The sequence below is a fragment of the Methanosarcina baikalica genome, assembly GCF_031461075.1.
Lineage (GTDB): Archaea > Halobacteriota > Methanosarcinia > Methanosarcinales > Methanosarcinaceae > Methanosarcina > Methanosarcina baikalica.
This window is the reverse complement of the sequence record NZ_JAVKPK010000115.1, coordinates 1-4,478: the sequence shown is the minus strand read 5'-3', so window position 1 is coordinate 4,478 and position 4,478 is coordinate 1. Positions and strand designations below refer to the sequence as shown.

Below are 4,478 nucleotides of genomic sequence, written 5' to 3'. Positions count from 1 at the left end.
AATTTATTTTAAGGCTTATTTGTATCATGCCTTCTTACTTCTGCTTTACTTTAACTAATTTTCCGGACACTCGTACCGGAAATTCCATTCCTATTTATTATTTTCCACGTTCTCCGGCAGGAGCTTAATATTTAATCTGCTATTTTTCTGGATTGATCGGAGGATCAGCTCTATTAATTTACAGGCTTCCTGAAATGAGCTTTTAAGCTTTCAAACTCCGCAGAAGAGCCCTTTTTTCCTGAGAGGAAGGGAAAATAATTGTTGATGACAAAGATTACAGGCACCAGGCAAAGAAGGTTCAGCACCGTTAAGCTAAGGGCAAAAGCGGTATTGTAATAGAAATACTCAAGCTCGACTCCGAAACTCATAAGTGCTAGTTTTGTCAGGACATCCTTTAAAGGGAAATGAAGCGCAAGCACGATAAGGCTATTTTTTCCGTAATATTCAAGCACCTTTGAACTCCCTATTTTTTTGAAAAGATAAACAAAGGCAAGTGCCCCTGAAAAAGCAAAGAAGTAAAACGAAAAAAAGCCCCCATATTTAAGGACGTTCATGTTAACTTTATCTGCTGTTGGAAACTTCAGTAAGTACCCAAGATAAAAAAGATTCACAAGTATAAGAAGCCCAGGTAAAAAGTTGTCACGCCTGAAAAGGCCTTCTCCTACCCTCGAGCTTGACTCACGGCTAAAACCTGGTCCTTGACCTGTTTCAGACTCAGTGAATTTTCTAAAGAGATTGCCAGCTCCGTAAAAGACCACAGCTGCAAGCGCTACATCAATGTTCCAGGGCAGCCTGAAAGGCACGTAAACCGAATAAAGGTACCCGAGAATTCCGGATGCAGTAAGCAAGAGTACAAACTTGCCAGGTTCCCCGTAATACTTTTTTGCAAATCCATAAAAGAGAAGCTCGGTTACGAAAAGACAGGTCAGGAACCAGAGAGGGGGATTATAAGAGACAAGGGGGCCCAGCGCGTACAGGATGGAATAGATGCCGTAAAGAGCACTGGCTTCAAAAAACTCAATATTTGTGACTCCTGGCTGGAATCTCGTATCCAGTAAAAAGTAAAACAGACAGGTCAGCAGTGCAAAACAGAAGTAAGGTACAATAAGAGACCTTAATCTTCCCTTTACAAAATTTGTAGCTGATCCTGTATATTTCCCGAAGTCAAACAGGAATCCGGAAATGAAAAAGAAGAGCGGCATGTGAAAAGAAAATATGTAAGTATCAAGCGCTACCGGCAAGCTGTGGTGCGCAAATACTACAAGCATAATTCCTATTCCTTTTAAAGCGTCAATCCAGTGAAGTCTCATATTAGCCCAGAATATAAACACTGTGTACATTATAAATATATTTTTTGGATTACCAAAACTTCCACTGAGGTTTATTAGTCTCCTTATTTCGCTCCGTTGTTGTCGTGAAAAATAGTTTGCCTGGTCTTTGTATAAAACCATTCTATAGTCTTGAGCGCAACTACTTACACTTGAAATCTCATCATGAATTAAAACACAATATCTCGGAATGGGAAATGGGTCAGTTCAATTTAAAGTGTAATTCTTTGCGTAAATGACTATAAATCAACTTCAAGTCGCTGAAAACAAATAATCAAAAATATATTACTCCACTCAGTTAAAATTAATGGAGATTTTTTATTTAAGAGGGTTTCTATAGAGTCGAACTCCAAATATTTCTCAATAACTAATCTGCAATTCATTGGAGAATATCCTTACGTTCACTTATTTACTGGCAAATTACGATTTGGGGATATATAATTCTAAATTTCATATGGATTAGTTGAAATCTAGTGTCTAGGAAATTTAGTTATGAGTTGTCGTAATTAAGAAAAGGACTGCGAAGGAGGTCTTTTTTAAATATTAATGCCCTATAATTAAGTTTTCAGGATACTAGGCTTAAAACCTGCTTTCGGCAGGTCGACATTATAAATTATAATATTTTTTCAGATGCCGTTTTTGAATATTAACTAACTATGTGTTAGGTTTAAAGTTGGTTAACGTGTGGCTCAACTCCCACGACATATATAAGTACTGAATCATTTTTTCATTGAAGTTTTGTATGAAAAATTAATAATTGGTCATATGTAAACCTAACGACTGCACACAATAAGGGAGCATCATTTCAAAATCGCCATCATCAAAAATTAAAAATTAAATGTCGACCTGTCGAATGCAGGGTAAAAAATAGCTATGCGTGGTTCCTTCTATTCCCCAATGAGCAGGAGGATGGTCCAAATACTCAAGACATAGCTTCAAGTCTTGTAGCGAGGTTTCTAGAAAATTTTTCAAGTATGTTACATGGTGTTCTTATTCTGGACTTCGGCAAATTCAATGCCTGTTTTAGTATTCCCACATTGAAAAAGCTGTAGCACTTCGTGATCTTATGCGGGATGTTGGATACAAGTGTCGGTTTTGTAGAAGTCCAATATTATGTAAATTCAAGCTATTTAGGGCTTTATCTATATAGTGAATTTCAATTGTTGAATATAATTATCTCTATCGACTTGGTAAGACTTCTACAAAACCAAAAATATATTTGAGAAGATCTGTGCTCATTCTCAATCTTCAGGTTTATAAGTAATCAGTCTTGCGGAATTCATTATCACTGGAATCGATGATAGTTCATGTAATAATGCTCCTGTTACTGGTGTTAATATGCCCGGTATAGTCAATATAACTGCCAGTGAGAGTATGCTAAGTGAAAAAGCAACGTTTTGCCAGATAGTATTTATAGCCTTCTTAGAGATGCTTATAAGGTATGAAATTTTTGAGAGGTCGTCTGATAATAGTCCGACTTCTGCTGTCTCTATTGCCACATCTGTTCCTGTAAGTCCCATTGCTATCCCTACATCAGCAGTGACAAGTGCCGGACCATCATTAACGCCATCGCCGACGAAGATTATTTTATGGCCTTCCAACTGTAGACGCTTTACAATTTCGACCTTTTCTTGAGGCATTACTTCGGCATAAACTTCATTTATATCCAGGACCTTAGCTATCCTTTCCGCTACAACTTTGCTGTCACCGGTGACCATTATTGTCTTTATTCCGAGTTTGTGGAGGTTCTCTATAGATTTTTTTGACTCCGGTCTAATTTTATCCTCAAATGTTAGTAGTCCTGCAACTTCATTCTCAATCCCTATCATAACTACATTACGGCCCAATTGAGATTGTTTTTCAATATTTTCTTCAGCTTCATGAGAACATGACATATTCAATCCGGATACCTGTTTAGAGCGGCCTATAAAGATGTTTTTTCCTCCAGTTTTAACTCTTATGCCAACTCCTGATATAGATTCAAAAGATTCGGGGTCAAGGACTGAGAATCCCTTTTCTTCCGCAGCTTTGACAATGGCTTTTCCAAGAGGATGCTCGCTGAATTTTTCTGCGATAGCAGCTAATAACAATAAGTCCTCAACATTATTATTTTTTAATGGTATGATGCTGGCAAGCTCTGGTTCACCGTAGGTTAATGTCCCGGTTTTATCAAAAATAACGGTGTCTATCTTTGCCATGGATTCTACAGTAGCTCCTTTTTTAATTAGATTACCTCTTAACGCTGCGTTACCAACCGAAGCTACCAATGCTGTAGGAGTAGCGAGTACCATTACGCATGGACAGAATACAATTAGCATGGTTATTGCTCGCATCATGTCACCACTCCACCACCAGAGCAAACCACCTAAAACAATCGCAGTAGGCGTGTAAACCTTGGCATGCTGATTCAAAAGCCGTTCTATTTTTGGCTTCTGTGTCTGAGCTTCCTCAATCAAACGATGGATTTGTCCTAGGGTAGTCTCATTTCCAACTTTAGTGGCCAATATTTCCATTGCACCTACTTCGTTGAGAGTGCCTGCAAAAACTGTATCTCCAGATTGTTTCTCAACAGGGAGACTTTCTCCGGTAATAGCAGCCTGATTTACTGAAGCAGTGCCTGAAAGAACATTTCCGTCAACAGCAATATGTTCTCCTGATTTGACTAGGATTGTATCCCCTATGCAGACATCTTCAAGCGGCACTACAATGTCATGTCCATTGCGCCTGACAGTGACTCTATCGGGCAATAATTTTGCAAGAGATTCAAGAGCCTTTCCTGCTCTCGCCGAGACCAGTTCCTCCAGCATGCCCCCCAGAAGCAAAAGCACGGCTACGACAGCAGCCGCTGAATATTGCCCGATAGCAATAGCAGCAATTGTTGCAATAGTAACAGGAATATCAGCAGTGAAATCTCTTTCTTTAATTCCTTGGTAAGCAGACCACCAAATAAATGACGATCCAACCAATGCAGACAACAAATATAACCAGTTGCCTTCACCCGCATTGTGATCTGACAATATGTTTTGCGGATAAACAGCTATTGCTATTATAAGTAAAACACCGCTTGCTACAGTAAATAATGTTCCAGAATCCAGTAAAAAATCCTGGTAACGAATAACCAGGTTGCGAAGATCACTCCAAAAATCCTTA

The 4,478-nt window shown here is 38.7% G+C and carries 2 protein-coding genes; both read right to left on the bottom strand.

Features of this window, described 5'->3' with window-relative positions; genetic code table 11:
* Window positions 1–173 precede the first annotated feature (173 nt).
* Complete coding sequence (locus tag RG963_RS16120) at window positions 174–1,310, bottom strand: acyltransferase family protein (RefSeq protein WP_310577300.1); 1,137 nt, start codon at window positions 1,308–1,310, stop codon at window positions 174–176.
* A gap of 1,259 nt (window positions 1,311–2,569) precedes the next feature.
* Window positions 2,570–4,478, bottom strand: a 1,909-nt coding sequence (locus RG963_RS16115; protein WP_310577299.1) for a heavy metal translocating P-type ATPase, incomplete at its 5' end; no start/stop codon positions are given.